This window comes from Burkholderia sp. Bp9016, assembly GCF_003857765.1.
In the GTDB taxonomy this organism is placed as follows: domain Bacteria; phylum Pseudomonadota; class Gammaproteobacteria; order Burkholderiales; family Burkholderiaceae; genus Burkholderia.
Map to the genome: position 1 here is coordinate 286,744 of NZ_QTPY01000002.1, position 26,653 is coordinate 313,396.

Annotated in this window: 21 protein-coding genes; 11 read left to right on the forward strand and 10 right to left on the reverse strand. The window is 67.7% G+C overall.

The features are described 5' to 3' along the window. Nucleotides 1–19 precede the first annotated feature (19 nt). Genes wrbA through DIE13_RS03785 form a run of 4 tightly spaced genes read left to right on the forward strand, consistent with a single transcriptional unit; the run spans nucleotide 20 to nucleotide 3,321 of the window. Nucleotides 20–640: an NAD(P)H:quinone oxidoreductase gene (gene wrbA, locus DIE13_RS03770; protein WP_124825881.1), complete on the forward strand. Its 621-nt coding sequence runs from the start codon at nucleotides 20–22 to the stop codon at nucleotides 638–640. Beyond that, nucleotides 637–1,026, forward strand: coding sequence for a DUF2069 domain-containing protein (locus DIE13_RS03775; protein WP_124825882.1), 390 nt, complete (start codon nucleotides 637–639; stop codon nucleotides 1,024–1,026). Before wrbA ends, DIE13_RS03775 begins: the two co-directional genes overlap by 4 nt. Before the next feature lie 20 nt (nucleotides 1,027–1,046). Continuing rightward, complete coding sequence (locus DIE13_RS03780) at nucleotides 1,047–2,468, forward strand: FAD-binding oxidoreductase (RefSeq protein WP_124825987.1); 1,422 nt, start codon at nucleotides 1,047–1,049, stop codon at nucleotides 2,466–2,468. 25 nt (nucleotides 2,469–2,493) lie between these two features. Next, entirely contained in the window at nucleotides 2,494–3,321 is an 828-nt protein-coding gene (locus DIE13_RS03785) for a metallophosphoesterase (protein WP_124825883.1), read from the forward strand. Nucleotides 3,322–3,371: 50 nt separating this feature from the next. Here DIE13_RS03785 and DIE13_RS32780 read toward each other — a convergent pair whose 3' ends face one another. Further along, nucleotides 3,372–3,524 carry a hypothetical protein gene (locus DIE13_RS32780; RefSeq protein WP_175751165.1) on the reverse strand — a complete coding sequence of 51 codons (153 nt, stop codon included), beginning with the start codon at nucleotides 3,522–3,524 and terminating at the stop codon, nucleotides 3,372–3,374. Nucleotides 3,525–3,644: 120 nt separating this feature from the next. Then, nucleotides 3,645–4,586: a LysR family transcriptional regulator gene (locus tag DIE13_RS03790; protein ID WP_124825884.1), complete on the reverse strand. Its 942-nt coding sequence runs from the start codon at nucleotides 4,584–4,586 to the stop codon at nucleotides 3,645–3,647. Between the two features lie 157 nt (nucleotides 4,587–4,743). Here DIE13_RS03790 and DIE13_RS03800 point away from each other — a divergent pair, with 157 nt between their 5' ends. The 4 genes from DIE13_RS03800 to DIE13_RS03815 are packed head-to-tail and all read left to right on the forward strand — an operon-like array spanning nucleotide 4,744 to nucleotide 9,616. After that, nucleotides 4,744–6,312 carry an efflux transporter outer membrane subunit gene (locus tag DIE13_RS03800; RefSeq protein ID WP_124825885.1) on the forward strand — a complete coding sequence of 523 codons (1,569 nt, stop codon included), beginning with the start codon at nucleotides 4,744–4,746 and terminating at the stop codon, nucleotides 6,310–6,312. A 17-nt stretch (nucleotides 6,313–6,329) separates the two neighbouring features. After that, on the forward strand, nucleotides 6,330–8,528 hold the full coding sequence (locus tag DIE13_RS03805; protein WP_124825886.1) for an FUSC family protein: 2,199 nt from the start codon (nucleotides 6,330–6,332) through the stop codon (nucleotides 8,526–8,528). Next, entirely contained in the window at nucleotides 8,525–8,728 is a 204-nt protein-coding gene (locus tag DIE13_RS03810) for a DUF1656 domain-containing protein (protein ID WP_011351756.1), read from the forward strand. Before DIE13_RS03805 ends, DIE13_RS03810 begins: the two co-directional genes overlap by 4 nt. Nucleotides 8,729–8,740: 12 nt before the next feature. Continuing rightward, nucleotides 8,741–9,616, forward strand: a complete 876-nt coding sequence (locus DIE13_RS03815) for an HlyD family secretion protein (protein WP_124825887.1) — start codon at nucleotides 8,741–8,743, stop codon at nucleotides 9,614–9,616. 37 nt (nucleotides 9,617–9,653) lie between these two features. Here the strand turns inward: DIE13_RS03815 and DIE13_RS03820 are convergent, their stop codons facing one another. Next, nucleotides 9,654–10,682, reverse strand: coding sequence for an EpsG family protein (locus DIE13_RS03820; RefSeq protein ID WP_124825888.1), 1,029 nt, complete (start codon nucleotides 10,680–10,682; stop codon nucleotides 9,654–9,656). Between the two features lie 175 nt (nucleotides 10,683–10,857). Continuing rightward, the gene (locus DIE13_RS03825) at nucleotides 10,858–12,531 is read right to left on the reverse strand and encodes a methyl-accepting chemotaxis protein (protein WP_124825889.1); all 1,674 of its coding nucleotides are present in this window, start codon (nucleotides 12,529–12,531) and stop codon (nucleotides 10,858–10,860) included. A 385-nt stretch (nucleotides 12,532–12,916) separates the two neighbouring features. Between DIE13_RS03825 and DIE13_RS03830 the strand changes: the two genes are divergently transcribed. Next, on the forward strand, nucleotides 12,917–14,158 hold the full coding sequence (locus DIE13_RS03830; RefSeq protein ID WP_124825890.1) for an MFS transporter: 1,242 nt from the start codon (nucleotides 12,917–12,919) through the stop codon (nucleotides 14,156–14,158). A 66-nt stretch (nucleotides 14,159–14,224) separates the two neighbouring features. Here the strand turns inward: DIE13_RS03830 and DIE13_RS03835 are convergent, their stop codons facing one another. Together DIE13_RS03835 and DIE13_RS03840 are read right to left on the reverse strand one after the other, a co-directional pair. Further along, nucleotides 14,225–15,022: a 5'-methylthioadenosine/adenosylhomocysteine nucleosidase gene (locus DIE13_RS03835; RefSeq protein WP_124825891.1), complete on the reverse strand. Its 798-nt coding sequence runs from the start codon at nucleotides 15,020–15,022 to the stop codon at nucleotides 14,225–14,227. Further along, on the reverse strand, nucleotides 15,019–17,382 hold the full coding sequence (locus DIE13_RS03840) for a UvrD-helicase domain-containing protein (protein ID WP_124825892.1): 2,364 nt from the start codon (nucleotides 17,380–17,382) through the stop codon (nucleotides 15,019–15,021). The genes DIE13_RS03835 and DIE13_RS03840 overlap by 4 nt, the downstream gene beginning before the upstream one ends. Nucleotides 17,383–17,607: 225 nt before the next feature. Here DIE13_RS03840 and DIE13_RS03850 point away from each other — a divergent pair, with 225 nt between their 5' ends. Beyond that, nucleotides 17,608–20,475, forward strand: coding sequence for a valine--tRNA ligase (locus tag DIE13_RS03850; protein ID WP_124825988.1), 2,868 nt, complete (start codon nucleotides 17,608–17,610; stop codon nucleotides 20,473–20,475). An 87-nt stretch (nucleotides 20,476–20,562) separates the two neighbouring features. Beyond that, nucleotides 20,563–21,447, forward strand: a complete 885-nt coding sequence (gene galU / locus DIE13_RS03855) for a UTP--glucose-1-phosphate uridylyltransferase GalU (protein ID WP_124825893.1) — start codon at nucleotides 20,563–20,565, stop codon at nucleotides 21,445–21,447. A gap of 65 nt (nucleotides 21,448–21,512) precedes the next feature. Here the strand turns inward: galU and DIE13_RS03860 are convergent, their stop codons facing one another. Genes DIE13_RS03860 through DIE13_RS03875 form a run of 4 tightly spaced genes read right to left on the reverse strand, consistent with a single transcriptional unit; the run spans nucleotide 21,513 to nucleotide 26,621 of the window. Further along, on the reverse strand, nucleotides 21,513–22,127 hold the full coding sequence (locus tag DIE13_RS03860; RefSeq protein ID WP_124825894.1) for a DUF4136 domain-containing protein: 615 nt from the start codon (nucleotides 22,125–22,127) through the stop codon (nucleotides 21,513–21,515). A 36-nt stretch (nucleotides 22,128–22,163) separates the two neighbouring features. Further along, nucleotides 22,164–24,551 (reverse strand): CHASE2 domain-containing protein, encoded by a 2,388-nt coding sequence (locus DIE13_RS03865; RefSeq protein ID WP_124825895.1) that lies wholly within the window; start codon nucleotides 24,549–24,551, stop codon nucleotides 22,164–22,166. Nucleotides 24,552–24,561: 10 nt separating this feature from the next. Beyond that, complete coding sequence (locus DIE13_RS03870; RefSeq protein ID WP_124825896.1) at nucleotides 24,562–25,920, reverse strand: FecR domain-containing protein; 1,359 nt, start codon at nucleotides 25,918–25,920, stop codon at nucleotides 24,562–24,564. Then, entirely contained in the window at nucleotides 25,917–26,621 is a 705-nt protein-coding gene (locus DIE13_RS03875; RefSeq protein ID WP_006402120.1) for a response regulator transcription factor, read from the reverse strand. Before DIE13_RS03875 ends, DIE13_RS03870 begins: the two co-directional genes overlap by 4 nt. Between the last annotated feature and the right edge of the window lie 32 nt (nucleotides 26,622–26,653).

Sequence of the window (26,653 nt, forward strand, 5' to 3'; positions counted from 1 at the left end):
GCACGCGGCCCCGTCGCCCATGAAAGACATCCTCGTCCTCTATTACAGCCGTCACGGCGCCACGCGCGACCTCGCGCTCGCGATCGCGAACGGCATCGACAGCGTGCCGGACATGCAGGCGCGCATCCGCACCGTGCCACCCGTGTCGGCGGTCTGCGAAGCCACCGCCCCCGACATCCCGGCCGACGGTCCGCCGTATGCGGAGTTGCGCGATCTGGAAGAATGCGCGGGCCTCGCGCTCGGCTCGCCGACCCGCTTCGGCAACATGGCCGCATCGCTCAAGTATTTCCTCGACGGCACGACGCCGCAATGGCTGTCCGGCGCGCTGACCGGCAAGCCGGCCTGCGTGTTCACGTCGACCGGCAGCCTGCACGGCGGCCAGGAATCGACGCTGCTGTCGATGATGCTGCCGCTGCTGCATCACGGGATGATGATCGTCGGAATCCCGTACACGGAATCGGCGCTCAGCACGACGCGCACCGGCGGCACGCCTTACGGCGCGTCGCACGTGTCGCAGCACGCTCGCAGCGCGCCCGAAGGGCTGTCGGCGGACGAAAAGGCGCTCGCGGTCGCGCTCGGCGTGCGGCTCGCGCGCGCAGCGGCCGCCCTCGCCGCCGCCCAGGCCGCCGAAGCCGCATGAACGCGCCCGCCCGCCCCGTCGCCGCCCGGCCGCACTACGCGCTGGCCGCCGCCGCGTGCCTGCTCGCGCTGATCGCGCTGTCGCTCGCGTGGGAGCTGTGGCTCGCGCCGCTGCGCCCGGGCGGCTCGGCGCTGATGCTCAAGGCCGTGCCGCTCGCGCTCGCGCTGCCCGGCGTCTGGCGGCGTAACATCTATACGATGCAGTGGGCGAGCATGCTGATCCTCGCCTATTTCGCCGAAGGCGTCGTGCGCGGCATGTCCGACCGCGGGCTGTCCGCGACGCTCGGCTGGTGCGAGACCGCGCTCGCCGTCGGCTTCTTCGTGGCGGCGCTTGCCTACGTCGCGCCGTTCAAGCGCGCGGCGAAGAAGCAGCGCGCTGCGTCCTGACCCTTACGCGACCGACCGTGATGAATTCTCCTGAAGCCTTCGTTTCCGCCTGCCGCGACGCGATCGGCGCCGCATACGTGCTGACCGATCCGCACGACACCGAACCGTTCCTGACCGACTGGCGCCGCCGCTACAAGGGCGCCGCGTGCGCCGTGCTGAAACCGGCCGATACGGCCGAAGTGGCCGCGCTCGTGACACTCGCGAACACGCATGGCGTCGCGCTCGTGCCGCAGGGCGGCAACACGGGCCTCGCCGGCGGCGCGACGCCCGACGCGAGCGGCAGCCAGGCCGTGCTGAACCTGTCCCGGCTGAACCGCGTGCGCGCGCTCGATCCGCACAACAACACGATCACCGTCGAGGCCGGCGTGATCCTCGCCGACGCACAGGTGCGCGCCCGCGAAAGCGGCCGGCTGTTCGCACTGAGCCTCGCAGCCGAAGGCAGTTGCACGATCGGCGGCAACCTGTCGACCAACGCGGGCGGCACCGCGGTGCTGCGCTACGGCAATGCACGCGAGCTGTGCCTCGGGCTCGAGGTCGTGACGCCGCAGGGCGAAATCTGGGACGGGCTGCGCGGTCTGCGCAAGGACAACACGGGCTACGACCTGCGCGACCTGTTCATTGGCGCGGAAGGCACGCTCGGGATCATCACGGCCGCCGTGATGAAGCTGCATCCGCTGCCGGCCGCGCAGGTCACGGCGCTGGCCGCGCTCGAGTCGCCGCACGCGGCGCTCGATTTCCTCTCGCTCGCGCAGCGCGCGGCCGGGCCGCTGCTGACGGGCTTCGAGCTGATGTCGGATTTCTGCATGCAGCTCGTCGGCAAGCACTATCCGCAACTGCGCTACCCGTTCGACCGCACGCATGCGCAGACGGTGCTGCTCGAACTGTCGGACAACGAAAGCGAAACGCATGCGCGCGCGCTGTTCGAGAAACTGATGGAAGAAGCGTTCGAGGCGGGGCTCGTGGTCGACGCGGTGGTCGCGGAAAACCTCGCGCAGTCGCGCGCGTTCTGGGACCTGCGCGAGCACATCCCGCTCGCGCAGGCCGACGAAGGGCTCAACATCAAGCACGACATCGCGGTGCCGATCTCGTCGATTGCGCGCTTCATCGACGAAACCGACGCAGCGATCCAGCAGGCCGCGCCGGGCGCGCGAATGGTCACGTTCGGCCACCTCGGCGACGGCAACCTGCACTACAACGTGCAGACGCCCGAGGGCGGCGACCCGAAGGCGTTCCTCGCCGAGTTCCAGGTGCCGATCAACCGTGTCGTGTACGACAACGTGCACCGTCACCACGGCACGATCAGCGCGGAGCACGGGATCGGCCAGTTGAAGATCGACGATGCGCAGCGCTACAAGTCGCCGGTCGAAACGACACTCATGCGCACGCTGAAGACCGCGCTCGATCCGCGCGGCCTGATGAATCCCGGCAAGGTCCTGCGCTGAAGCCACTCACCCCGGAGCGATGCCCGTGAAAGTCCGCGTCCTGTCCGACCTGCATCTCGAAAACAACCAGCCCGACACGATCGCGCATGCCGACGCGGATCTCGTCGTGCTGGCCGGCGACATCCACAATCACGCGGAAGGCCTGCGCTGGGCCGCCGAGACGTTCGACCCCGGCGTGCCGGTGGTGTACGTGCCGGGCAACCACGAGTACTACGACGGGGAATTCGGCGCGCTCGAAACGGCGATGCGCGACGCCGCGCACACGATCGACCACGTGCATTACCTGAACAACGGCGTGTACGTCGATCCGCAGGAGCGTTTTCGCGTGCTCGGCACGACGCTGTGGACCGATTTTTCGCTGTTCGGCGCCGATGCCGCGAGCGTCGCGCGATCGATCGAGGCCGGCGAGCGCGTCATGCTCGATTTCAAGGGATTGATTCAGGTGACCTGGCCGCACGACGCGGCGCTGCATGCGGAGGACGAACCCGAGCGGGATTTCACACCGGCCGACGCGATCGCGCTGCACCGGCAAAGCCGCGCGTGGCTGGAAGCGCGGCTCGCGACGCCGTTCGCGGGCAGGACGATCGTCGTCACCCATCACGCGCCGCATCTGCGCTCGCTGGCGGAACGCTATGCGGAAGACCTGGCGTCGGCGGGATTCGTCACGGACATGGCAGAACTCGTGCGGCCGCCCGTGGACCTGTGGATCCACGGCCACACGCATACTTCATTCGATTACGTGACCGACAGCGGCACGCACGTGGTGTGCAACCCGCGCGGCTACATCCACCGGCGCACCGGCGAACTGGAAAACCCCGCGTTCGCGTGGGACAAAGTAGTCGAACTCGGCTGAGGGCCGGCCCGCGCGGCTGCGCGATACGGCCCCTCTCCACCCGAGCCGGATCAGCGATCGGCGCGACGCGATGCGTCCGACGACGCGCGCACCGGGACCGGCTTCATCCGTGCCTTCATCGCGCGCAGCAAATCGCGCGTCGCCGCGGCGGCAGCAGCCGCACCAAGCAAAACGCCAAGGCCGATCATCAGTTGCGTATCCATTACGACTCCGGGGGTAGGACAGATCTCGATAATTGAAACAGTATCAAACTGTCAGCGAACCGTTGGTAAAAAAGTGTTGCGTGAACGACAAATCCCGTCAGATTGCGCGCGAGCGCGCTGTCATGTCGCAGCCGTGAACTGTGTGAGCGCGGCTTCGTCGGCTTCCAGCGTCGCCGGCAGTTCGTCGCGCAGGAAATCGACCCAGGTGCGAATTTTCGCGTCGAGGTACTGGCGCGACGGATACAGCGCATAGATGTTCATCACGTGCGACCGGTATTCCGGCATCACGCGCACGATCTGCCCGCTGCGCAGCCCGCCGATCGCGGAATAAAGCGGCAGCCCGCCGATCCCCATCCCTTCGCGCACGGCCACCGCGAGCGCCTCGGCAACGTTGACGCGGAACGGCGGCGCCGTGATCGGAATCACCTCGTCGCCGCGCGGTCCGGACAGCGACCACTCGTCGAAGTGAAAGCCCGGCGCGACCATCCCGAGACACACGTGCTGTTCGAGATCGGCCGGCGTGTGCGGCGCGCCGTGGGCGTCGACATAGCCGGGCGACGCGCACACGACGCTGTAGCTCTCGCCGAGCCGCTGCGACACGAGCCCGGAATCGGGCAGGTCGCGGCCGACGACGATCGCGACGTCGTAACCCTCGTCGAGGAGATCCGGCATCCGCTGCGCGAGCGTCAGTTCGACGTGCACCTCGGGATAGCGCTGCCGGTAGCGCGCGATGGCCGGCACCAGATAGTGCTGCCCCAGGCTCGTGAAGCAATGGACCTTCAGCTTGCCCGACGGGCGCGCGTGCGCGTCGCCCGCTTCGGCTTCGGCCTGGTCGACATAAGCAAGGATCTGCTCGCAGCGCTGCAGATAGCGCTCTCCCGCTTCGGTCAGCGCGATCCGGCGTGTCGTCCGGTTGAGCAGGCGCGTGCGCAGGTGCGCTTCGAGGTCCGACACGGCGCGCGACGCGTAGGCGGTGGTCGAATTCATCTGCTGGGCCGCCGCGGTAAAGCTTCCCGCGTCGACCACGCGGACGAATACCCGCATGTTTTGTAACGTATCCATCCGATTACCCATTTGAATCCGGAGGGATTGTTGCACACGGGCCAAGCAATATTATCTCAGGATTCGTAAAAATGACTTGCACCGTTGTCCATTTATTCAGGAATCGCTGAAAAATATAATCGCATCCGACTCATCTATATCCGAAAGGGAGAAAATCGTGCAGTTTCCGGCAACAAAAGGGACGCTGGCACTGGCGGTTCTTGCAGTCTCATTAATAATGGCCGGATGCGCGAGCATGGGCGACAACAAACCGCAATCCACGCGTATCGAAGCGAACACGCTCGACGCCGGCGCTGCGATCCGTGCCGCCAACCGCGATGCAGGCTGGCCCGCGTCGGACTGGTGGCGCGCGTACAACGATCCGCAGCTCGACACGTGGATCGCCGCCGCGCAGGCCGGCAACCCGACGCTCGCGGCCGCCGAGGCCCGCGTGCGCGAGGCGCAGGCGATGGCACGCGTGGCACGTTCGGCCGAACTGCCGCAAATCAACGGCAACCTGTCGCTGATGCGCCAGCATTGGCCCGACAACATCTACTACGGTCCCGGCTCGCTCGCCGACACCGATACCTGGAACAACACCGGCTCGCTCGGCCTGTCGTACCACCTCGACCTGTGGGGCAAGGACAAGAACGCGACCGAGCGCGCGCTCGACACCGCGCACGCGAGCGCCGCCGACGCACGGGCCGCGAAGCTCGAGCTCGAGGTCAACGTCGTGCGCGCGTATGTCGGCATGTCGATGAACTACGCGCTGCTCGACCTCGCCCACGAAACGTACGAACGCCAGCACGCGCTGGCCGATCTGGCGCGCAAGCGCCTGCAGGCCGGACTCGGCACGCAGCTCGAAGTCAGCCAGGCGGAATCGACGCTGCCCGACTACGAGCGCCAGATCGACAGTTATGAAGAAGCGATCCAGCTCGCGCGCCACCAGCTCGCCGCTCTCGCGGGCAAGGGCCCGGGCGCCGGCGACGCGATCAAGCGGCCGAGCCTGTCGCTCGACGCGCCGGCCGGCCTGCCGTCCTCGATGCCGGCCGACCTGCTCGGCCGCCGCCCCGACGTGGTCGCGGCCCGCTGGACGGTCGACGCGCAGGCACGCGGCATCGACGTTGCGAAAGCCGCGTTCTACCCGAACATCGACCTGCTCGCGACGGTCGGCGGCTTCGGCGTGACCGCGCCGTTCACCGACTTCCTGCGCGCGATGAACGGCGGCTGGACGGCCGGCCCGGCGCTGTCGCTGCCGATCTTCGACGGCGGCCGCCTGCGCGCGCAACTCGGCGCGGCCGACGCCGGCTACGACCAGGCGGTCGAGCGCTACAACCAGACGGTCGTCGGCGCGCTCAAGGACATCGCCGACCAGGTCGTGCGGATCCGCTCGCTCGATACGCAGAAGAAGGACGCCGCGCGCTCGGTGGCCGCCAACGACCGCAGCTACCAGTTGTCGCGCGAAGGCTTCCGCCGTGGCCTGACCGATTACGTGAACGTGCTGATCGCGCAACAGCAACTGCTGCGCGCGCAGGAGACGGCCGCCCGCATCGATGCGGAACGCCTCGCCGCGCACGCTCAGTTGATGGCTGCGCTCGGCGGCGGTGTCGAAACGGGCACCGACATGCCGCACGACGCATCCGCAGCGGCGCCGGCTGCCGCGTCGGGAGCCAAACCCGTCGCGGCCATCGCCCGGCCCGCACAGGTCGCGACGGCCGGTGCGGCCGGCACGCCGGCCGCACGGTAACGCGGAGCGACCGCCATATGTCTGCCTCCTCCCCCGCTTCCACGCACGCCGGCGGCCTCGCAGCCTGGTACGCCGCGTTCGACGACTGGGCCCGCACCGACGGCGCCGCATGGCTCTATCTGTTCAAGGCGCTGCTCGCCGCGTTCATCTCGATCGGCGTGTCGATGCGGCTCGACCTGCCGGCGCCCAAGACGGCGATGACCACGGTATTCATCGTGATGCAGCCGCAAAGCGGCGCCGTGCTCGCGAAGAGCTTCTACCGGGTCGCCGGCACGATCTTCGGGCTCATCGCGACCCTGACGTTCGTCGGCCTGTTTCCGCAACAGCCGCAGCTGTTCCTGCTCGCGGTCGCGCTGTGGGTCGCACTCTGCACGGCCGGCGCCGCGCGCAACCGCAACTTCCGCAGCTACGGCTTCCTGCTCGCGGGCTACACGACCGCGCTGATCGGCCTGCCGGCGTCTCAGCATCCGGATGGCGCATTCATGAGCGCGATGACGCGGGTCGCCGAAATCATGGTCGGGATCGTGTCAGCGGGCGTGGTCAGCGCGCTGGTGTTTCCGCAGTACACCGGCGAGCAGATGCGCACGACGGTGCGCAAGCGCTTCGTCAGCTTCGTCGACTACGTCGCGGCGGCACTGTCGGGCAAGCTCGACCGCGCGCACATCGAAACCATCCACACGCGCTTCGTCGCGGACGTGGTCGGCTTCGAAGCGGCGCGCAGCATGGCCGTGTTCGAGGATCCGGACACGCGCATGCGCGGTGGCCGTCTCGCGCGGCTGAACAGCGAGTTCATGAGCGTATCGAGCCGCTTCCATGCGCTGCACCAGTTGATGAACCGGTTGCGCGCGGCCGGCGCCCAGGCCGCGATCGACGCGATCGAACCGTATTTCCGCGAGATTGCGCCACTGCTCACGCGCCACGGCGAACCCGTGCGTACGTCGGCCGACGCGGCGCTCGCGGCCGAGCAACTGCTCGCCTGGCGCGACGAACTGCCGCGCCGCATCCGTGCGACGCGCGCAACGCTCGAAACGCAGCCGGATTTCCCGCTGCTCGATTTCGACACGGCGTCGGAGCTGCTGTACCGCTTCATCACCGACCTGCACGAATACGCGGCGACCTACGCATCGCTGTCGACCGCGACGCATGAGCGCGAACGCTGGATCGAGCGCTACGAGCCGCGCACCAACGTGACGGCGATGGTGATCGCGGCGATTCGCACCGCGACCGTGATCCTCGTGCTCGGCTGGTTCTGGATCGAGACCGCGTGGCCGAGCGGCGTGACGCTGACGCTGACAGCGGCGGCCACCTGCGCGCTCGCGTCGTCGACGCCGCGCCCGACCGCGATGTCCGCGCAGATGGGCATGGGTACGGCACTGGCGGTCTGCACGGGCTTCTTGCTGACGTTCGGCATCTACCCGCACATCGACGGCTTCCCGCTGCTGTGCGTGGCCCTGGCACCGCTGCTCGCGATCGGCATCTTCATGACGCTGAAGCCGAAGCTCGCGGGCTACGGAATGGGCTACCTGATCTTCTTCTGTTTCCTCGCAGGCCCGGACAGCATCACGCACTACGATCCAACGAGCTTCATGAACGATGCGCTCGCGCTGGTGCTGTCGATGCTGGTGTCGGCGATCGCGTTCGCGGTGCTGTTCCCGCCGACCGCGCCGTGGCTGAAGAAGCGCCTGTTCGCCGACCTGCGTCACCAGGTGGTCGCGGCCTGCCACGTGCGGCTGGCCGGTTTGCGTACGCGCTTCGAGAGCGGCGCGCGCGACCTGATGTATCAGGCGCACACGCTGTCAGCCGACCAGCCCGACGTACAGCGCGACGCGCTGCGCTGGATGTTCGCGGTGCTCGAAACGGGCAACGCGGCACTCGACCTGCGTCACGAACTGGCGACGCTGCCGTCCGACCCGCGCTATGCGCCGGCGACGCCGTGGCGACGCGCGATCGAGACGCTGCGCACCGCGCTGTCCGCGCTGTTCAGCAAGCCGAACGCCGAGCGTTTCGACGCAACGCTCGCCGCGGTCAATGCCGCGATCGATGCAACCCGGCAGACGCTCGACGCGTTCAAGCCGGCGCGCGAGGAGCGCCACCGGCTGCAGCGCATCCTGAGCAATCTGCATTTCGTGCGCACGGCGCTGCTCGATCCGGAATCGCCGCTCGAGCCGCTCAACCGCAACCGCCCCGTGCGTCCCCAACAAGGAGCCTCGTCATGATGCCGCGTGAAATCGCCATTCTCGATGCCTACATGCCCACGGTGGTACTGATGTTCGTCCTGGGCGCGCTCGCGACCTGGGCCGTCGACCGCCTGCTCGCCTATACGGGCCTCTATCGTCTCGTCTGGCACCCGTCGCTGTTTCGCGCGTGCCTTCTCGTCTGCATTTGCGGCGGACTGAGTCTTGCCGTTTACCGTTGATTCCGAACCACCATGATTCTCAGAAAACTCTTCGGCTTCGTCGCGACCGCCGTCATCCTTCTCGTCGCGATCCTGATCGGGCGCTCGCTGTGGGTGCACTACATGGACGATCCGTGGACGCGCGACGGGCGCGTCCGTGCCGAGATCGTCAACGTCGCGCCGGACGTGTCAGGCGCGATAGTCGATCTGCCCGTGCATGACAACCAGCTTGTTAAAAAGGGCGACCTGATCATGCAGATCGACCCGTCGCACTATCAGATCGCGGTCGAGCAGGCGCAGGCGGCGGTTGCCGCCCGCCGTGCGGAACTGCAGATGCGCCGCGACGACGCCGCCCGTCGCGCGGACCTCGATGCGCTCGTCGTGTCGAAGGAAAACCGCGAGAACGCGGCGCACAGCGCATCGAGCGCGGATGCGCAGTACCAGCAGGCCATCGCCGCGCTCGACGCCGCGAAGCTCAATCTCGAACGCACGCGCGTGGTCGCGCCGGTCGACGGCTACATCACGAACCTGCAGACGTTCAAGGGCAACTACGCGGTGGCCGGCCAGGCGAAACTCGCGATCGTCGACAGCCATTCGTTCTGGGTCTACGGCTACTTCGAGGAAACCAAGCTGCCGCGCGTGAAGGTCGGCGCACCGGCCGAAATGCGGCTGATGAGCGGCGGCGTGATGAAGGGCCACGTCGAAAGCATCTCGCGCGGCATCTACGATCGCGACAACCCGCAAAGCCGCGATCTCGTCGCCGACGTGAACCCGACCTTCAACTGGGTGCGCCTCGCGCAGCGGGTGCCGGTGCGCATCAAGATCGACGAAGTGCCGGCCGACGTGGTGCTGTCGGCGGGCACGACCTGCACGGTCATCATCGATCCGGACAAGCAGAAGAAATTGTAATGACGTTTCGCGCCGGGCGGCGCCCCGCCCGGCTGCATCATTCCCAGAAGAACCGGTAAGGCAGGAACGGCGACGGGCCGAGCCCGTATTCGCCGAGCATGTTGCGCAGTCGCATCGCGAAGCCGATTGCGCCGATCACGACCAGCGAGACGATCACGTGGCCGCGCCGCACGCCCGGCGCGCGCTGCAGCGGCACGAACTGGCAGCCCATCGCGAACAGCACGAGCCACTGGAAACGCAGCCCCGCGTAGCTCATGCGCGCGAGCGCGAAGCTCGCGATCTCGCAGACGAACAGGAACACCAGGGTGCGCGGCATGCGCGCGAGCAGCATCCAGCCGGTCGCGAGCGTCAGCAACGCCAGCACGAACGGTGCACTGCCCGACATCTGCGCGGGCGGCGTGAACGCCGCGTAGAGACCGACCTTCGCGAGCAGCGCGTCGTGATGCATCGCGAACAACACACCGCCGATCGCAACGGCCAGCCCCGCATAGCGCAGCAGGCGCAGTCGTCCGATCTGCAGCAGCACGACCAGCAGCGCCGCCGACACATGCATGCCGGCCGCCGCCACCGCGAACGCGATCGATTGGCCGCGCCACCGGCGCGACCACGCGTCCGACGCGAGCTTCGCCGCGCAGAACGCGAACCCGTAGCGCAGGCCGCTCATCGCCATGTCGTAGAAGAACAGCGGAAAGATCAGCGTGGCGAATACGCACGCGTCCTCGGTGCTGCGGCCGAACGCGGCGACGCACGCGATTACGATCAGCAGCGACAGGATCGCCGTCGCGACGCGCGGATCGTGACCGAGCCATTCGAGTGCGCGTACGAGCCAGACGAAGCCCGGTTCGAGCGTGCGCGGCACGACCTTCAGGTTGCCGCTCCAGATGCCGGCGATGATGTCCTGGTAGATCGCGGTGTCGGTCCCGGTGCGGCCGCGCAGCACGGCAAACGTGGCAGCCGGTGCAATGCCGGCCGCGAGCCATCGCCAGGCGGCGACGCGCGCGCGCATGCCGATCGCGGCGCACGCGAGCATGCCGAGATACCCGATGAAGTAAATCGTCGTTGTCATTGTTATGACCCGCTCGACGTGCCGGTGCGCGCGCACGGCGGGTTCTGGCCCCCTACTCGTATGGAGGCGAATTGTAAGGGATAGCGCGTGGAGCGGCAGCCGGGTTTGTCACCAATCGACAACAACCCGACAGCCTGCGCGGGTCGCAGCCGGCCCGGCCGCGACGGGGTGAAACTCAGGCCGCGACGTGAAAACGCCCGACCAGCGACTTGAGCGCCTGCGCCTGCTCGTCGAGCGCGTTCGCGGCGGCAGCAGCCTGTTCGACGAGTGCCGCGTTCTGCTGCGTGCCGGCGTCCATCTGCGTGACCGCGCGGCCGATCTCTTCGATCCCGGCGCTCTGCTCGTCCGACGCCGCGGAAATCTCGCCGATGATGTCGGTCACGCGCTTCACGGCGCGCACCACGTCGCCCATCGTGCGGCCCGCATCGTGCGCGAGCGTCGCACCGTTTGCGACGCGCTCGACCGACGCGCCGATCAGCGAGCGAATCTCCTTCGCCGCGGTCGCCGCTCGCTGCGCGAGCAGCCGCACCTCGCCCGCGACCACCGAGAACCCGCGCCCCTGTTCGCCCGCCCGCGCCGCCTCGACCGCCGCGTTCAACGCGAGAATGTTGGTCTGGAACGCAATGCCTTCGATCGTGCCGATGATGTCGCGAATGTTCTTCGCGCTGTCGTCGATCTCGCTCATCGTCGCGACCACGCGCCCGACGACCGCGCCGCCCGCCTCCGCGACGGCCGACGCATTGGCCGCGAGCGCACTCGCCTGCCGCGCGTTCTCGGCATTCTGACGCACGGTGGACGTGAGTTCCTCCATGCTGGCCGCGGTGCGCTCAAGCGCGACGGCCTGCTGCTCGGTGCGTCGCGACAGGTCGAGGTTGCCGGTCGAAATCTCGCCGGACGCAGCCGCGATCGCCTCGGCGCTGACGGCGATCTCGCGCACGGTCGCGGCCAGCCCGGTCTGCATGTCGGCCAGCGCGCGCACCATGCTGTCGCGGTCGTGCCGGTCGAGCGCGATCGACCGCGTGAGGTCGCCGCGCGCGATGTCGGCGGCAATCGCCTTCGCGTACGCGGGCTCGCCGCCGAGCTGCGACGCGAGGCGGCGCACGACCCGTTCGGCGATCGCGATCGCGAGCACGATCAGCGCGGCCGTCATTGCCGCGATCATCGCGAACGACGACGAGAAGATCGTCGCGGACGCATCGAGCGTCGCCTTCGACTTGGCGCCGCGCGTCTTCACGAGCTCGGCGACGAGCTTTTCGAGCTTGCCGGTCTCGACCAGCAGCGACACGTCCTGCGTGCCGACCTGCCAGTTCATCTGCGACAGGTCGAGCGGCTGCGCCTGCACGAGCGCGACGAAGTCGCGCAGATGACCGCTCCACGTGCCGACCGCCGTCGAGAATGCGCGCAAGCGCGTGGAATCGCCCGCGTCGGCCGGATCGGCATAACGCTGCAGCGTGCCGAGCGCCTTGCCGATCGACGTCAGTCCCGCGCCGACCTCGGCGCCCAGTTCGTCGCGCTCCCGCGCGGTCGTCGCGGTCAGCAGCATCTTCTGCGCACGACTCGCGCGCAGCACCTCGGCACGCACCTCCTCCGCCGCGCGGCTCGCGACATGCCCCTGCTCGTAGACCGACGCGATCGATGCGTTCAGCCGGCTGATCTGCCACAGCGAAAACACGCCGATCGCGAGCGTGCCGGCCAGCAGGATCGCGAACGCGGCGCGCAACGTCGCCTTGACGGTCCACGGCCGGCGTTCGCGCCGCGCCGCGCGCGCACGCCGTGCGGCGGGCTTCGCGGTTGCGTCGGCGGCAACGCCGGCCGCACCTGGCTGTGGATGCAATGATGCTGCTTTCATCGATATGTCCCCGTATTGATCACGCCGCCGGAAAGGTCGGTTCCGGCGGCCGGCGGTCCGGCTCGTGGCCGATCCCGGCGCGGCGCGCCCGTGTTGCCGTTGTCCCGTTCTACGGCCGCCGTCGGTGTTCCTTGAGTCCGGGCAAACACCCATCCGCCCGTGGTGGCGCCCTGCTGCCGGCAGGACGCGCCCCAGCGTTATATCCGGACAAAAAAGGGAACGATGGCCGATCGGCATGCTTCTGCCCGCAGGCGATGTCCGAATTGCGATAAAAGTTGGCCTGACATTCTCGATGCGCCACATTACACTTCTTTGACGCAACAACGATTCAAACGCGCCGATCCCCATCAGAGCGCGTCCCGCCACCTCAACTCGCTCAGCTCACATGGAAACCAGCCTCGATACGGGCACCGTCGGCGCTCCCGCCGCGGCCCAGCCGTCTGCTCCACCCGCCCCGCGCACCGTTTATCCGGTGCTCGGCGCGATCAGCTTCTCGCACATGCTCAACGACATGATCCAGTCGTTGATCCTCGCGATCTATCCGATGCTCAAGAGCCAGTTCGCGCTGTCGTTCGCGCAGATCGGCCTGATCACGCTGACCTACCAGATCACCGCGTCGCTGCTGCAGCCGCTCATCGGCCTCTATACCGACAAGCGCCCGAAGCCGTATTCGCTGCCGGTCGGGATGGGCTTCACGCTCGCGGGGCTGCTGCTGATGTCGGCCGCGCAGAACTTCCCGACGCTGCTGGTGGCGGCGGCGCTCGTCGGCTGCGGCTCGTCGGTGTTCCACCCGGAATCGTCACGGGTCGCGCGGATGGCGTCGGGCGGCCAGCACGGGCTCGCGCAGTCGCTGTTCCAGGTCGGCGGCAACGCCGGCTCCGCGCTCGGGCCGCTGCTCGCCGCGCTGGTGATCATTCCGCACGGCCAGCACAGCATCGCGTGGTTCTCGGCGGCCGCGCTGGTCGCGATGGTCGTGCTCACGCAGATCGGCCACTGGTACAAGAAGCATCCGTCGATGAAGAAGAAGGCCGCGCCGGCCGGCCACCCGACGCTGTCGCAGGGCCGCGTGCTCGCCGCGATCGGCGTGCTGGTGCTGCTGGTGTTCTCGAAGTACTTCTACCTCGCGAGCATCAACAGCTATTTCACGTTCTATCTGATCGACAAGTTCCACCTGTCGGTGCAGGCTGCGCAAATCCACCTGTTCGTGTTCCTCGCGGCCGTGGCGGCAGGCACGCTGATCGGCGGCCCGGTCGGCGACCGGATCGGCCGCAAGTACGTGATCTGGGTGTCGATCCTCGGTGTCGCGCCGTTCACGATGCTGCTGCCGTACGCGAACCTGTTCTGGACGAGCGTGCTCTCCGTGATCATCGGCGTCGTGCTGGCGTCGGCGTTCGCCGCGATCCTCGTCTATGCGACGGAGCTGATGCCCGGCAAGGTCGGGATGGTCGCGGGCCTGTTCTTCGGCTTCGCGTTCGGGCTGGGCGGCGTTGGTGCGGCCGTGCTCGGCCAGCTCGCGGACGCGACGAGCATCACGTTCGTCTACAAGGTGTGCTCGTTCCTGCCGCTGATCGGCGTGCTGACGGTGTTCCTGCCGAACCTCGAAAGCAGCCGGCGCAAGAAGGCATGACGAAGCGGCCGCGGCGTGCGCGCCGCGGCCGGTCGATCGGCTCGAAGAGAAAGTACGACGGCGGCTTCAGGCCGCCGTCGTCGCATGCAGCGTCAGGAACCGCTTGAGGATGCCGGACGAATAGCTGCTCGCGATCGCCGACAGGAAGTGCGAGAACGACTGCGTCGCATGATCGTCGGCCGTATCGGAAATCGTGCGCACCAGCGCGAACGGCACGTCGTGCTCGGCGCACACCTGTGCGATTGCCGCGCCTTCCATCTCGACCGCGAGCGCATCCGGCAGCGCCTCGCGCAGCGTGACGACTTCGTGCTCGCTCGACACGAAGCGGTCGCCGCTGATGATCAGCCCGCCATGCAGCGTCGCGCCGGCCAGACCGAAACGCTCGGCGAACTGCTCGCCCTCTTCCGCGACGAACAGCGTGCACGCGGCCTTCAGGCGAGCCGTGAGTGCCGCGTCGGTCGCGAACCGCGTGATGCCGAGCAGCGGCACTTCGTAGCGCGGAAACAGCGGCGACGCGTCGAGATCGTGCTGCAGCAGCATATCGGCCACGACGACGTCGCCGACCCGCACCGTGCGCGACACGCCGCCGGCAACGCCGGTGAACACGACGCCCGACACGCCGAATACGTGGATCAGCGCGCTGACCGTCGCGGCGGCCGCGACCTTGCCGACCCGTGCGAGCGTGACGACGCAGGCCGCGCCGTGCACGGTGCCGACGTGGTAATCGCGGCGACCGAGCGTGACGGTCTGCATCGCGCCCTCGGCGCGCATCGCGGCGATCAGGTCGCCGAGTTCCTCGGGCAGCGCGGCCAGGATACCGAGCGGGTGCGTCGAAACCGTTTCAACCATGTCGAGGCCCGTCATTCCACCGCCTGCAGTTTCGCGACTGCGAGCGCGAGCCACTTCTCGCCGTGCCGCTTGAACTTCACCTGCGCCTTCGCATCGGCGCCGTTGCCTTCGAGCGCGGTGACGGTGCCTTCGCCGAACTTGGTATGGAACACCTGCTGGCCGACCCGGAAACCGGTGTCGGCCGCACGCTGCTTGTTCGCGAACGCCGGCAGCGGCGCGGACACCGCCGCGTCGACGATCTGCTCGCGATTGCCGCCGCCCGGCCGCGAGAACCAGTCGCGCCCCCAGCCGGCGTTGTCCGAGCGGCCGCCCCAGCGCGAGCCGGCCTCGACCTTCGGCGTCAGCCACTTCAGCACGTGCTCCGGCAACTCGTCGAAAAAGCGCGAGCGCACGTTGTAGCGCGTCTGGCCGTGCAGCATCCGGCTCTGTGCGAACGACAGGTAGAGCCGCTCCTTCGCGCGCGTGATCGCGACGTACATCAGCCGGCGCTCTTCCTCCAGGCCGTCCGATTCGAGCACGCTGTTCTCGTGCGGGAACAATCCCTCTTCGAGGCCGGTGATGAACACGGCGGAGAATTCGAGACCCTTCGCCGCGTGCACCGTCATCAGCTGCACGGCGTCCTGGCCGGCCTGCGCCTGGTTGTCGCCGGCTTCCAGCGACGCGTGCGACAGGAAGCCCGCGAGCGGCGTCATCGTGTCGGGGTTCTGGGCGGGATCGCCGAGCGGTGCCGGGTCGAGCACGTCGACCGACGGATCGCTCGCGTCCGTGCCGAGCTCCGGCGCCGCGATCGCGCCCGCGCGCAGCGGAATCGAGCGGGCCGGCACGTCGAGCCCGTAACCTTGCTCGCTGACGAACGCGGTGGCCGCATTCACGAGTTCCTGCAAGTTCTCGAGGCGGTCCTGGCCTTCGCGCTCGCCCTGGTAGAAATCGGCGAGGCCGCTTGCGCGCACCACGTATTCGACGGTCTCCGGCAGGCTCATCTGCTGCGTCTCGGCGCGCATCTTCGCGATCAGCGTCGCGAACGCGCCGAGGCTCGAGCCGGCCTTGCCCGTCACGTACGGAATCGCGGCGGCCATCGCGCAGTCGTACAGGCGCGCGGCGTCCGCGAGCTGCTCGATCGAGCGCGCACCGATCCCGCGCGTCGGGAAGTTCACGACGCGCACGAACGCGGTGTCGTCGTTCGGGTTGTCGATCAGGCGCAGGTACGCGAGCGCATGCTTGACTTCCTGGCGCTCGAAGAAGCGCAGGCCGCCGTACACGCGGTACGGAATGCCCGACGTCATCAGCGTGTGCTCGATCGCGCGCGACTGCGCGTTGCTGCGATACAGAACGGCGACTTCGCTGCGCGACATTCCGGTGTTGATCAGCGAGCGGATCTCCTCGACGATCCAGCCCGCTTCCTGCGAATCGGTGCTCGCCTCGTACACGCGCACGGGCTCGCCGTGGCCCGCGTCGGTGCGCAGGTTCTTGCCGAGGCGGTGCGAGTTGTTCGAGATCAACTGGTTCGCCGCGTCGAGGATGTTGCCGTGCGACCGGTAATTCTGCTCGAGCTTGATCAGGTTGCGCACGCGGAATTCGTCTTCGAAGTCGCGCATGTTGCCGACGTTCGCACCACGGAACGCGTAGATCGACTGGTCGTCGTCGCCGACCGCGAAGATCGCGTTCTGGCCGCCCGCGAGCATCTTGAGCCACGCGTACTGCAGCTTGTTGGTGTCCTGAAACTCGTCGACGAGGATGTGCTTGAAGCGCGCCTGGTAGTGCGCGCGCAGCGGCGCGTTGTACGCGAGCAGCTCGTAGCAGCGCAGCAGCAGCTCGGGAAAGTCGACGACGCCCTCGCGCTGGCACTGCTGATCGTACGCCTGGTACAGCTCGACGAACTTGCGGTTGAAGTTGTCGGAAGCGTCGACCTTGTCGGGACGCAGCCCCTGCTCCTTCGCGTTGTTGATGAAGTACTGGACGTTCTTCGGCGGATACTTCTCGTCGTCGACGTTCGCCGCCTTCATCAGCCGCTTGATCGCGGACAACTGATCGGCCGTGTCGAGGATCTGGAAGGTTTGCGGCAGGCCGGCGTCGCGGTAGTGCGCGCGCAGCATCCGGTTGCACAGCCCGTGGAACGTGCCGATCCACATCCCGCGCGTGTCGATCGGCATCATCGCCGACAGGCGCGCCATCATCTCGCGCGCGGCCTTGTTCGTGAAGGTGACGGCGAGCACGGTGGGCGGCGACGCATAGCCCTGCTGGATCAGCCACGCGATGCGCGTGATCAGCACGCGGGTCTTGCCGCTGCCCGCCCCCGCAAGGATCAGCGCCGGTTCGTTCGGCAACGTGACGGCAGCGTATTGTTCAGGGTTCAGATTGGCGAGCAGATCGGGCATGGAGCGGCAGCGGACGTGCGAGAAAAAATGCGGACCCGCCATTATAAGTCGGCCGCGCGCCGCCGTTTCCGATCCGTTCGGCCGGCGCCGCAGCCGTGCGGCCGTCGCGGTCGAACCGCATCGCGACGGGCCCGCTCGGGCCGGGCGATGGCTGGCCGATGTGCATCCATTTATAATCGTCGGATTCGGCATCCAATTCACGCATTTTTCGGCAGATTTCCAACCATGAGCGACAGCACGCTTGCGAAGAGTTTCGAACCCCACACCATCGAGTCCCAATGGGGGCCGGAGTGGGAAAAACGCGGCTACACCGCCCCGGCATTCGACCCGGCGCGCCCCGATTTCGCGATCCAGCTGCCGCCGCCGAACGTCACCGGCACGCTGCACATGGGCCACGCGTTCAACCAGACGATCATGGACGGCCTCGCCCGCTACCACCGGATGCTCGGCGAGAACACGCTGTGGGTGCCCGGCACCGACCACGCGGGGATCGCGACGCAGATCGTCGTCGAGCGCCAGCTCGATGCGCAGGGCGTGTCGCGCCACGACCTCGGCCGCGAGAAGTTCGTCGAGCGCGTCTGGGAGTGGAAGCAGAAGTCCGGCTCGACGATCACCGGCCAGGTGCGCCGTCTCGGCGCGTCGACCGACTGGTCGCGCGAATATTTCACGATGGACGACAAGATGTCGGCCGCCGTGCGCGACGTGTTCGTCACGCTCCATGAACAGGGCCTGATCTACCGCGGCAAGCGCCTCGTGAACTGGGATCCGGTGCTGCTCACCGCGGTGTCGGACCTCGAAGTGGTGAGCGAAGAGGAAAACGGCCACCTGTGGCACATCCGCTATCCGCTCGTCGACGGTTCGGGCTCGCTGACGGTTGCGACGACGCGTCCGGAGACGATGCTCGGCGACGTCGCGCTGATGGTCCACCCGGAGGACGAACGCTACGCGCACCTGATCGGCAAGCTGGTCACACTGCCGCTGACGGGCCGCGAGATCCCGGTGATCGCCGACGACTACGTCGACCGCGAATTCGGCACGGGCGTCGTGAAGGTCACGCCCGCGCACGACTTCAACGACTACCAGGTCGGCCTGCGCCACAAGCTCGTGCCGATCGAGATCCTGACGCTCGACGCGAAGATCAACGACAACGGCCCCGAGCAGTACCGCGGCCTCGACCGCTTCGACGCGCGCAAGGCGATCGTCGCCGACCTCGATGCGCAGGGCTTCCTCGACTCCGTGAAGCCGCACAAGCTGATGGTGCCGCGCGGCGACCGCACGGGCGTCGTGATCGAGCCGCTGCTGACCGACCAGTGGTTCGTCGCGATGACGAAGCCGGCACCGGAAGGCACGTTCCATCCGGGCAAGTCGATCACCGAGGTATCGCTCGACGTCGTGCGCGACGGCCAGATCAGGTTCGTGCCGGAAAACTGGACGACCACCTACTACCAGTGGCTCGAGAACATCCAGGACTGGTGCATCTCGCGCCAGCTGTGGTGGGGCCACCAGATTCCCGCGTGGTACGGCGAGAACGGCGAGGTGTTCGTCGCGCGCAGCGAAGAAGACGCCCGTGCGAAGGCCGACGCGCAAGGCTACGCGGGCGCGCTCAAGCGTGACGAAGACGTGCTCGACACGTGGTTCTCGTCGGCGCTCGTGCCGTTTTCGTCGCTCGGCTGGCCGAACGAGACGCCCGAACTGAAGCACTTCCTGCCGTCGTCGGTGCTCGTCACCGGCTTCGACATCATCTTCTTCTGGGTCGCCCGGATGGTGATGATGACGACGCACTTCACGGGCAAGGTGCCGTTCCACACCGTGTACATGCACGGCCTCGTGCGCGACGCCGAAGGCCAGAAGATGTCGAAGAGCAAGGGCAACACGCTCGATCCGATCGACATCGTTGACGGTGTCGACCTCGAGACGCTGGTCGCGAAGCGCACCACCGGCCTGATGAACCCGAAGCAGGCGGCGACGATCGAGAAGAAGACGCGCAAGGAATTCCCGGACGGCATTCCCGCGTTCGGCGCCGATGCGCTGCGCTTCACGATGGCGTCGATGGCGACGCTCGGCCGCAACGTGAACTTCGACCTCGCGCGCTGCGAAGGCTATCGCAACTTCTGCAACAAGCTGTGGAACGCGACGCGCTTCGTGCTGATGAACTGCGAAGGCCACGACTGCGGCAGCGACAAGCCGGAGGTGTGCGGCGCGGGCGACTGCGGCCCGGGCGGCTACCTCGACTTCTCGGCGGCCGATCGCTGGATCGTGTCGCTGCTGCAGCGCACGGAAGCCGACATCGCGAAGGGCTTCGCCGATTACCGCTTCGACAACATCGCGACCAGCATCTACAAGTTCGTGTGGGACGAGTACTGCGACTGGTACCTCGAACTCGCGAAGGTGCAGATCCAGAACGGCACGCCGGAACAGCAGCGCGCCACGCGCCGCACGCTGCTGCGCGTGCTGGAAACGGTGCTGCGCCTCGCGCACCCGATCATCCCGTTCATCACCGAAGCGCTCTGGCAGAAGGTCGCGCCGCTCGCCGGCCGTTATCCGCAAGGCAAGGCGGAAGGCGAAGCGTCGCTGATGACGCAGGCGTACCCGGTCGCGAACCTGCAGAAGATCGACGAGGCGTCCGAGCAGTGGGCGGCCGACCTGAAGGCGATCGTCGACGCATGCCGCAACCTGCGCGGCGAGATGAACCTGTCGCCGGCAACCAAGGTGCCGCTGCTCGCGGCCGGCGATGCCGAGCGCCTGCGCTCGTTCGCGCCGTACGTTCAGGCCCTCGCCCGCCTGTCGGAAGTGCAGATCCTCGCGGACGAAGCGACGCTCGACAAGGAAGCGCACGGCGCACCGATCGCGATCGTCGGCCCGAACAAGCTGGTGCTGAAGGTCGAGATCGACGTCGCGGCCGAACGCGAGCGCCTGTCGAAGGAAATCGCGCGCCTCACCGGCGAGATCGCGAAGTGCAATGCGAAGCTCGGCAACGAGGCTTTCGTCGCGAAAGCGCCGCCGGCCGTGGTCGAACAGGAGCAAAAGCGCGTCGCCGACTTCCAGAGCACGCTCGACAAGCTGCGCGCGCAACTCGATCGGTTGCCTGCGTAACAAACGGTAAGGTCGTTTGCGTTCACTATAATGCGGACGTGAACATGGACTGTCTGACAAGCCGATTACAGGAATAAAGGTTCGATCATGTTGAAAGTCACCAAGGCGGTATTCCCCGTTGCCGGCCTCGGCACGCGGTTCCTGCCGGCAACGAAGGCGAGCCCGAAGGAAATGCTGCCGGTCGTCGATAAACCGCTGATCCAGTATGCGGTCGAGGAAGCGATCGCCGCGGGCATCACCGAGATGATCTTCGTGACCGGGCGCAGCAAGCGCGCGATCGAGGATCACTTCGACAAGTCGTACGAGGTCGAGGCCGAACTCGAGGCGCGCGGCAAGGAGAAGCTGCTCGAGCTCGTGCGCAGCATCAAGCCGAGCCACGTCGACTGCTTCTACGTGCGTCAGCCCGAAGCGCTGGGCCTCGGCCATGCGGTGCTGTGCGCGGAAAAGCTCGTGGCCGACAACCCGTTCGCGGTGATCCTCGCCGACGACCTGCTCGACGGCAATCCGCCCGTGATGAAGCAGATGGTCGACGTGTTCGACCACTATCACAGCTCGGTGATCGGCGTGGAAGAGATTCCGCCGTCGGAAACGAAGTCGTACGGGATCGTCGACGGCAAGGAGTGGGAAGAGTCGATCGTCAAGATGTCGGCGATCGTCGAGAAACCCGCGCCGGAAGTCGCGCCGTCGAACCTCGGCGTGGTCGGCCGTTACGTGCTCAAGCCGCGGATCTTCGAACACCTGCGCGCGCTGAAGCCGGGTGCGGGCGGCGAGCTGCAGCTCACCGACGCGATCCAGGCGCTGCTCGCCGACGAACAGGTGCTGGCCTACAAGTATCAAGGCACGCGCTACGACTGCGGCAGCAAGCTCGGCTATCTGAAGGCGACGGTCGAATTCGCGCTGCGCCATCCGGAAGTCGGCACCGAGTTCGACACGTACCTGCGCACGCGCGGCAACGGGCATCCGGCCGCCTGAACGCGGTACGGGCCGGCCTCGCCCGCGCGGCGAGCGTGCCCTTCCTTCCTGCTACGGTCGCCGCGTCAGTGCGCGACGGCAGGCTTCACCGAGACGACGCCCGGCATTGCGCCCGCGTCGTCTTTTTTCGTCTTGACCAGCCAGCCGTTGCCCGGCTCGAACGGCACCTTCGCGAGCGCGCTCTTCACGAGCGTTGGCGCGGCCTCCTGCGTGCCCGGGTCGCGGTCGCGCAGCGACGCCGACACGCGGTAGACGTCAGCGCCCGACTTCGCATCGACGAAGCGCAGCGTCAGCACGTGGCGATACACCTTGCCCGCGAACGGCAATGCGAACGGCGCCGGCCCGTCGACGGTCACGCACGCACTGCTCGCGGCACCGCAGCGCTCGGCGGTGGCCGCGACCGACGCCGGTTGCGTGGCATAGGCGATCGACAGCCGGTAGCGCGCGTCCTTCGTCGACTGCGCGTCGAAGCCGCGGCGCGCGAGTTCATCGCGCACGAGCGTCTCGATCCGCCCGTATTCGGGATCGCCGGCCTGAGCAGCCGTGCGGACGAAATCGTAACCGTGCGCACCGGATGCGAACGCATTCGGCTGCCCGAGCGCGCTCACGCCGGTCGTGACGCCAGCGCAACCCGTCAACAGCGACGCCGCCAGCGCGGTCGCTGCCCATTCCTTTCTCATGACTTTCCCCAAATGCTGCCGTCGTGCCCGGCCCTGTCAGGCGGACGGCTCGTCGATCGCGGGCAGCGACACCGTCACCGCGGTGCCCACCCCCACTTCGCTGTCGACCGTCACGCTGCCGCCGTGGCGCGTAACGACCGTCTTCACGAACGCCATGCCGAGGCCGGAACCCGAAATCTCGGGCCGCTCGCCGGCATGGAATCGCTTGAAACGCTCGAACAGATGCCGCTGATCTTCCGGCGCGATGCCGTACCCCTGATCGCGAATCGTACAGAACATCCGCTTCGATGCGTGCTCAACCGTCAGCGTACACGTGATCACGGTGTCGGACGGGCTGTATTTGACCGCATTGTTCAACACGTTGACGAACGCGCGCGTGATCAGCGAGCGGTCGGCGCGCATCCAGCACATGTCGGCGCCGACATCGGTATCGATACGGATGCGCTTGGCCTGCGCCTGCGGCCAGACCTCGTCGCTCGCATCGATCAGCACGTCCACGAGGCTCGTCGCTTCGAGCTGGTACGCCTGCGACTCCGCACGCGCCAGCTGCACGAACTCGTCGGCGAGCGACAGCGCGCGATGCGCATAACGCTCGATCCGCGCGAGCAGCCCGCGCATCTCGTCCGATTCGACGCGATCGCGCTCGATCTCGACCAGCGCAAGGATCGACGACTGCGGCGAGCGCATGTCGTGCGACAGCAGGTTCAGCGCCTCCTCGCGCTGGCGCTCGGCCGCGTGCAGCTCCGTCACGTCGACGAGGCCGGCAATCCAGCCCGTCACGCGGCCCTGCGCGTTCGTACATGCGGCGTAGCGTAACAGATGGTCGAGCCCGTCGCGATCGCGCACCTCGATGCCGCGCGCCATCGCATCGTGTTCCGCCTCGAGAGTCGGGTCGAGCGCGGCCGGCCAGTGCTCGCGGATCGCGGCGTCGTGCTCGGGATTGCCGTCGACGGTCTTCATGAAGGTCAGCTCGCCGAGCGCCGCACGCAGCGGCCGGCCTTCCGGCAACGGCAGCGCGAGCCGCGACCCGTAGCGCTTGGCCGCATGGTTCGCGATCAGGACCGTACCGGCCAGATCGGTGACGAAGATCGGCTCGGGCATGCTGTCGAGGCTGTCCCATACGAAGCGCTTCATGTCCTGCACGCGCTGCGCGGCCTGCGCCATCAGCGCCATCTGGCGTTCCAGCACGTCGCCGCCGACGCTGCGCGTGCGCGGCGCCTCGGGCAGCAGATGCGGCTCGTCGGCGAGTCGCTGCAGTTCGCGGCGCAGGTACGACATCGTCATCTCGAGGCGACGCCAGTTCCAGATCGGATACACGGCGATCAGCCCGAAGATCGCGGGCGCGGGCGACAGCCACACACGCGCCTCGAACAGCAACGCCATGCTCGCGACCACGGCCAGCACGGCCAGGCTGAGCGTGAGCAGCAGCGCGCGCCATGGCGACAGCATCAGGAAACCGCCGAGCAGCACGGCGAGCGGCAGCAGCGACGCGGCAAAGATCCCCGCGCGCGACGCGGGCGAGATCGCGCTGCCGGTCGTCAGCATGTCGAGCACGTTTGCATGGATGTACACGCCGGCGAGCGGGCCGAAATCGCCGGACACAGGCGTCGCGAAGCGATCGTAAAGCCCGGACGCCGTCACGCCGACGACGACGATCTTGCCGCGCAGCGCATCGGGCTTCACGCGCCCTTCCAGCACGTCGTCGAACGACAGCGTCGGATACGCCGGCGTATTGCGGCTGAACGGAATCAGGTAACGGCCTTCGCCCGTCGCATCGCGCGACAGGTCGTGCGCGTTCGGACCCGGTGCACCGCCGACGGGATGCAGCCTGCCGGCCCCGATCGCACGGTATACCGGCACCATCAGCTGCGGCCAGCGCACGCGGCCGTCGCTTTCGAACAGCGCGACGCTGCGCACGATGCCGTCGGGATCGACCTCGAGATTGATGTGACCGAGCCCCGTCGCGCGCGCCGCGAGCTCCGCCACCGGCGGATCGACGGTGCGCGTGCCGTCCGCCTGTTCGGGACTCAGCAGCACGGGCAGGAAGGTCGGCACGCGGGACATCGCCTCCGCGAACGTGCGATCTTCGGCAGACGGCTCGGTAAACAGCACGTCATAGACGACGGCCGCAGGCTGCGCGCGCGCCAGCGTGTCGAGCAGCCGCGCGTGAATGCTGCGCGGCCACGGCCAGCGGCCGAGCGCCGACACGCTCTGGTTGTCGATATCGACCACGACGACGTCGGGCGACAGCGGCAGGCTGCGCAGCATCAGCAGCCGATCGTAGATCAGCCCGTCGACGCTCGACGACATCCGGCCAAGCGCGCAGCCGAGAATCACCGCGACTCCCAGACAGCCGATCGCGATCCATTCGATCAGAAAGCGGCGGCCGAGGCGCCGCCGCGGAGAAACGGAGTCGGGTTTCATGCGTCGCCGATCAGCGCGACAACGTGAACGCGCCGACCGGACTCGTCTTCTGATAGAACTTGCCGCCTTCGAACTCCTCCACCGTCACCGCCCAGTAGTAGTCGCCGGGCGGCAGGTGCGCGATCGTGATCTTGCGCGCCTGCAGGCCGACCTGGTCGACGACCGGCGCGCTCAGATCTTTCGAGCGCGACAGCACGAACCGGTAGCGCGCATCCTTGCCCGAACCGTTCGGCGACCAGCGGAATTCGTAGCCGGCGGCGCCGGGCGATGCACTCGCGTCGAGCCCCATCTGGCGCCGCTCGAACGCGTAGGTGCGCGGCATGCCTTCGAGGCCGTTGGCGTCGATCGCGGCGACCCGCACGAAATACGTGCCGTTCGGCACGTCGCGGAACACCGCGCGCGGCGAATCGGTGCGGGTTTCGCGGAACAGGTCGAGCATCCCCGCGTCGTGCGCGAGTTGCAGCCGATACGCGTGCGCATCGGCCAGCGGCGCGACCTCGAACGATACGTCGGGCTCGTCCTGCACCTTGTCGGGATGCGCGAGCGCCGGCGCCGGCAGCAGCTGGACCGGCGCGCCGACCGCACCGGACGACGTCGCGACGCTGCCGAAGTTCGCATGCACGAGCGTCAGGTCCGGCTGCCGCTTGCCCGCGACGCCGACGGTGCCGTCGAGCACTTCGACGCGCGTCGACTCGTTGCCGGACGCGTCGTAGTTCACGCGGAACCGCGTGCCGCGCACGCCGGCCACGACCGACGGCGACCGAATCTGGAAGCGGTCGTCGCGTTTCTTCAAATGCGTGACTTCGCTGTCGACCGAGCCGCGCGTGAGCTCGAACTCGCGGTCGAGCGTGCCGGTCAGCACGGTGCGGCGCAATGTCTTCAGGTCGAGCTGGCTGTCGGGCGGCAGGCTCATGTGCGTGCCGTCGGCCAGTTCGAGCGTCAGGAACCCGTTCGGGCCCGTGCGCACGCGGTCGCCTTCGGCGAGCGTCGCATCGTCGGCGAGCGGCGCGTAGGTGTCGCCGGACGCGCGTTCGGCCGTGCCCTGCACCGCGACGACGCGCGCGGTCAGCTTTTCCTTGCGCAGCCGGGCGGCGGGCAGCTTCAGCTCGACGCCCGGCTGCAGGTGCTTCGGCGCGGGCACGCCATTGATCTGCTGCAGCAGTTGCCAGTCGCCCGGACCTTGCAGGTAGCGCGCGGCGACGTCGTACAGCGTGTCGCCGGCATGCGTGCGGTAGACGACCATCTTGCCCGCGGCAGCGGGCGGCTGCGCGCCGGCATGCGGTGCCGCGAACGCAAACGCAACCGTGCAAGCCGCGCGCAGCGCCGCCGTGCGCACGGCGGCCGTGCGCTGCGTGATTCGCGTGGTCACTCCGGTTCCCCCTGGCCGACCCGTTCGAGCCGGTAGCCGTAGCCGTAGATCGGCGCGAGGCGATAGCCGTTCTCCGGGCGCAGGCCGAGCTTCGTGCGCAGCATCGAAATGTGGGTATCCATCGTGCGCGACGGAATGTCGGTCGCCTGCTTCCATACGAGGTCGAGGATGTGTGCGCGCGACAGCGGCCGGTCGAGGTGCTGGAACAGCAGCAGCGCGAGCTCGAATTCCTTTTGCGTGAGACTCACAGCCTTGTCGCCGACGTAGGCCTGCTTCAGGTTCACGTCGAATCGGAACTGGTCGAATTCGCGCACAGTCGCCTCGGCGTTGACCGGATATGCACGGCGCAGCAGCGAGCCGATGCGGGCGCGCAGGATCGGGCCCGATACGGGCTTGACCACGTAATCGTCGGCGCCGGCGTTCAGGATCTGCGTGATCCCCGCCTCGTCGTCACGGCTCGTCATGAAGATGATCGGCAGGCTGTGCTCGGTCTGGTTGGCGCGCACCCACTTGAGCACTTCCTCGCCGGACATGTCCGGCACGTTCCAGTCGAGCACCAGCAGATCGAACGTCTCGCGTTGCAGACGCTTCTTCAGGGCCTTGCCTTCCTTGAACGCATAGCATGTGTGGCCGGCGGCCGTCAGCGTTTGACTGACGAAATCCGTCTGGGCCGGATCGTCATCCAGTACAGCAATTCTCATAGCACCCCGCAAATCGAAATCGATTCGTCCTG